Genomic DNA, 4,117 nt, shown 5'->3' with positions numbered 1-4,117 from the left:
TTGTCACCCGAGCCACCGACATGACTGAGCCAGTCCAACGTCGCTTGCTGCACACGCCCGCCGAACCTGCTCGCGAAGTCCAATTCACCGTCACTGGCTTGGTGGCCCGCCGGAGCGGGGACCAATCCGTCGAGATACTATGTGGCGCCGCAGCGGTGTCGTTGACCGAGATAATCGAGTAATGAGTGACGAATTTGGGCACACGTCGGCCCTTGGCGGCATTCGGCTCAACCCCCAACGGTGAGCGACATCCGAGAAATTTACGAGATCTATGGCGATTCGCGTGTTTGGAAGCATCTCGCGTCCGGTCGACACTCGAACCTCGCAACCACCGCTGCCGTGGTCAGGTCCTGGGTCGATGCATGGGAACGCGGCGGTCAGACTGCGTGGATTGTTCGCGGTCCAACCACCGAAGGCGTCCTCGGGCACGTGGGCTGCTCAGTTCGGCGCGAGGCGCAGGGACGAGGTACTGCCACTCGAGTTGCAACGATGACGGTCCATCGAGCGAAGCACTTCACTCAGACCTGCCCGTAATCGCCCACCTGTTGGAGCACAACCACGCGAGTTCCCGGGTCACCGAGATATGCCAACTACCACTGCAGCACCGGCCACCAGACGCTGGCAACCCCGACCCGAACGCAATCCGGCCGACATACGCCGACCGAGCTTTGTCGAGCGAACAGCTCGGCGCGACGCTGGCCTGATGCCAGCGCCGACGCCGCCGATCCAGGCCCCGCGCATCCGCCCTCAAACACAACGCCGCCCCGCCTCGCAACCAAGCGAGACGGGGCGACCCGAAGCCCAACCGAGCGTTACACCCAGGCAGCTAGCACGTCGCGCAGCGGCGTCGTCGGGCGGCCGATGAGCTGCGACAGGTCGCGCGACGAGCTGTCGAGCGCGCCGCCGGCGATCGCCTGATTCATGCCGGCGACGAAGCTAGCGCTGCCCTCGTCGAGGCCCGCCGCCAGTAGCTGTGCACGGTCCTCGTCGGCCGAGATCGCCTGATAGACGACGGGCTGGCCGAGCAGATCCGATTCAACCGCGGCGAAGTCGGCGAAGGTCCAGCCTTCGTCGCCGGCGAGCTCATACGTCTTGCCCGCGTGGCTCGCGTCGGTGGCCACGACCGCGGCAGCCTCGGCGTAGTCGACGCGGCTCGCGGTGGCGAGCTTGGCGTCGCCGACGCTGTTCGCGATCGTGCCCGAGCGGCCGATTTCGAAGTCCTGCTGGTGGTTCTCGGTGTACCAGCCGTTGCGCAGAATCGTCGCGGGGATGCCTGACTCGGCGATGAGCTGCTCGGTCGCGACGTGCTCGGCCGCGAGCGCGAGTTCCGACGTGTCGGCGGCAAGCAGCGAGGTGTAGATGAGGTGCTGCGCGCCGGCGGCCTTCGCGCCGTTGATCGCGTTGGCGTGCTGCGGCATGCGCTGGCCCGGGACGCTCGTCGAGACGAGCACGACCGTTTCGGCACCCTCGAGCGCGGGGGCAATCGCGGCGGCGTCGTCGAGGTCGGCCTGCGCGGTCGTCACTCCCTTCGCCTCAAGCTGGGCGAGCCGCTCTGCGTTGCGTCCGAGCGCGCGGATGCTGCCGGCGTCAGTGCCGCGAGCGATGAGCGAGTCAATGATGTGTGCGCCGAGTTGGCCGGTTGCGCCGAATACTGCGATGGTCATGCGGAACTCCTTCTTTGGCGGTGTTGCCTGGTCCACAGACGGTAACCACTGACCCTGGAGTTGCATTCCACTGCAACTAAAAAATATCCCGCGAGTTTCCTGCGGGATGCGCTGGTCGGGTCGGCGACGATGGCGGCAACAGATCTCGCCGACGGATGCGGCAGGCGAGACCCAGCGAAAGCGCGAGCCGATTGCCTAAGGGCGAGCCGGTCTACGACCCTTCCGGAGCGCCCCGGTGATCGACGTCACCGAGCAACGTCCACACGGCCCGCGACAGGCTCGGATGCCGCTGCGCGATCTGGCGGAACAGCTTCGCGTCGATGCCATCGGCGGTCGTGCCGAGCTCGGCGGCGCCAGCCTGACGTGTCTGCGCGGCGAGGCGCGCGAGTTGGTATTCAGCGTGCAGCCCCTGCTCCTCGAGGGCTTCGTCGCGCATCATCAGCACCGTGAGTTCGTCGATGTCGGGCTCCTCGGCGACGACGTGCGCCGGGTCTTCGCCCGCGCGAACTCGGCGCTCAATCTTGCTTTCGCGTTCGAGTTTCGCCAGTTCTCGGAGTCGGGTAATCGAAGTTCTCACGGGAAAATTGTAAAACCCCGGACTGCATTTGTTCAGCGGCATTTCGTACGCTTCCAAGTACATACACGACGTTTGCGAGGGCCTGAGGCGCGCGATTCGTTACTACGGCAAAGAGGATGTTCGACTCGAGGAAATCGAGGAACCCCAGGTCCGAGCAGGCACGGTGAAGATCGCCCCAGCGTTCAACGGCATCTGCGGTAGCGACCTGCACCTGTTCCACGACGGCCCGATGGCGCCAGCGCCGGGAGCCGACTCACCGCATCCGCTCTCGGGCGAAACGCTGCCCGTCGGATTCGGCCACGAGTTCTCGGGCGTCGTCGAGGCAGTAGGCGAAGGCGTGACCGACATTGCCGTTGGCGACCGCGTCGCTGTCGAACCTTTGATGGTCGATGGCACCTGCGCGGCGTGCAAGGCTGGCAAGTACAACCTCTGCGAAAAGATGGGGTTCATCGGTGTTTCCGGCCTCGGTGGCGGGCTATCAGAGCACATCGTTGTCGAGCAGCGATGGGTGCACAAGGTCGGCGAGATGCCGCTCGACCAGGCCGCGTTGATCGAGCCACTCTCGGTGGCGGTGCACGCGATTCGCCACGCGGGCGTGACTGAACGCGATCGCGGCAGTGTCGCTGTCGTCGGCGGTGCCGGCCCGATCGGTCTGCTCGCGGCAGCCGTTCTGCGCGCGTACGGTCTCAAGACCATCGTTAGCGAGGTTTCGGATCTGCGGCGTGAGAAGGCGCTCGAGTCGGGGGTCGCGGATGTTGTCGTCAACCCCGCGCAGGAAGACCTAGTCGAGGTCGTGCGCCGCGAAACGGACGGCGCGATGGCGCAGTTCGCGTTCGACGCTGCCTGTGTCGGCGTTGTCGTCGACCAGTTGCTTTCGGTGCTCGGCGGTGGCGGGCGACTCGAGGTAATCGCGATCCATACGAAGCCGTACGAACTCAACATCGTCGGCGCCCTGACCATGCAGGATCGCGTGTTCGGATCCTCGATCGGCTACGCCAATGACCACGCGGAGTCGATTCGCCTCGTCAACGAGGGCCTCGTCAACCTCGAGCCCTTCATCACGAGCCGCATCAAGGCCGACGACATCGTCGCCGACGGCTACGAGAAACTGCTCCACGACCGCAGCGAGGTCAAGATCCTCGTCTCCATGTCGTAACCGACGCTTTCGCACGCNAAAACGACCACTCAACCCCCTGCTAGCCAGGCGAACGGCGGTCGCCTATGGCCGAGAGCGTCGTTACGAGCGAGGCTTCCGGTTCCGGTTCTCGGCCAACGCGCTCTCGTCGGCGCGCATCGCATCCACTTCCGCAGCGTCCGGGCCCCGAAGAACCGCGGCGCGAGCAGCCGCATCCCCGTTGCCAGCAGTATCCCCTGCAGTAGCATCCTCGCCAGCAGCATCCCCCGCCCGATACTTGCCAGGCCCGACTAGCACGATCAGGCCGGTCTCGAGTTGGCGACCGAGCTCCGAATTCTTGCGCCCGACCAGGAATACCAGACGAGCACGACGGCAGTCCAGAGCGCGAACATGAGGATGGTGATGGGCCGAAGGTCCTTGATAATCCAAACGCAGCCGGCCACCGTGAGCACGGGGATGAGCGGATGCAGCGGCAGGCGGAACTTGCGGTCGAGGCCGGGCTCGCGGCGGCGCAGCACCATGACCGCGATCGCGANCGACGAGGAACGCCATGAGCGTGCCGATGCTCGTCATCTCGGCGAGGAAGTTGATGGGGATCACTCCGGCGAGCACCGCGACCGCCGACCCGACGATGACGGTGTTCGCGATCGGGGTACCAGTGCGCTTGTTCACGCGGCCGAAGATGCGCGGCGCCATGCCGTCGCGCGACGTCGCGTAAAGGGGCTCTTCGGACATTCGGTG

General features: G+C 65.6%; 5 protein-coding genes. 2 read left to right on the top strand and 3 right to left on the bottom strand.

Features of this window, described 5'->3' with window-relative positions; genetic code table 11:
* Positions 1 to 812 precede the first annotated feature (812 nt).
* Positions 813 to 1,664, bottom strand: coding sequence for an NmrA family NAD(P)-binding protein (locus ID132_RS12165; protein ID WP_193128750.1), 852 nt, complete (start codon positions 1,662 to 1,664; stop codon positions 813 to 815).
* A 211-nt stretch (positions 1,665 to 1,875) separates the two neighbouring features.
* The gene (locus tag ID132_RS12160) at positions 1,876 to 2,241 is read right to left on the bottom strand and encodes a hypothetical protein (protein WP_193128749.1); all 366 of its coding nucleotides are present in this window, start codon (positions 2,239 to 2,241) and stop codon (positions 1,876 to 1,878) included.
* A gap of 82 nt (positions 2,242 to 2,323) precedes the next feature.
* Here ID132_RS12160 and ID132_RS12155 point away from each other — a divergent pair, with 82 nt between their 5' ends.
* Positions 2,324 to 3,397 (top strand): 2,3-butanediol dehydrogenase, encoded by a 1,074-nt coding sequence (locus ID132_RS12155; RefSeq protein WP_125107461.1) that lies wholly within the window; start codon positions 2,324 to 2,326, stop codon positions 3,395 to 3,397.
* A 278-nt stretch (positions 3,398 to 3,675) separates the two neighbouring features.
* Here ID132_RS12155 and ID132_RS14205 read toward each other — a convergent pair whose 3' ends face one another.
* Entirely contained in the window at positions 3,676 to 3,897 is a 222-nt protein-coding gene (locus ID132_RS14205; protein WP_235988560.1) for a hypothetical protein, read from the bottom strand.
* Positions 3,898 to 3,938: 41 nt separating this feature from the next.
* Between ID132_RS14205 and ID132_RS14200 the strand changes: the two genes are divergently transcribed.
* Positions 3,939 to 4,094, top strand: a complete 156-nt coding sequence (locus ID132_RS14200; RefSeq protein ID WP_235988559.1) for a hypothetical protein — start codon at positions 3,939 to 3,941, stop codon at positions 4,092 to 4,094.
* The last annotated feature ends 23 nt before the right edge of the window (positions 4,095 to 4,117 follow it).

The organism is Gulosibacter sediminis (assembly GCF_014904065.1).
Taxonomy (GTDB): Bacteria; Actinomycetota; Actinomycetes; order Actinomycetales; family Microbacteriaceae; genus Gulosibacter; species Gulosibacter sediminis.
Note: the sequence above shows the minus strand (reverse complement) of the source record. Positions and strands in the feature narration are given on the sequence as shown.

Excerpts from the sequence above, each read along its gene's own strand:
- ID132_RS14205 (WP_235988560.1), bottom strand. The coding sequence starts at position 3,897 with ATGGTGCTGCGCCGCCGCGAGCCCGGCCTCGACCGCAAGTTCCGCCTG.
- ID132_RS14200 (WP_235988559.1), top strand. The coding sequence starts at position 3,939 with ATGCTCGTCATCTCGGCGAGGAAGTTGATGGGGATCACTCCGGCGAGC.
- ID132_RS12165 (WP_193128750.1), bottom strand. The coding sequence starts at position 1,664 with ATGACCATCGCAGTATTCGGCGCAACCGGCCAACTCGGCGCACACATC.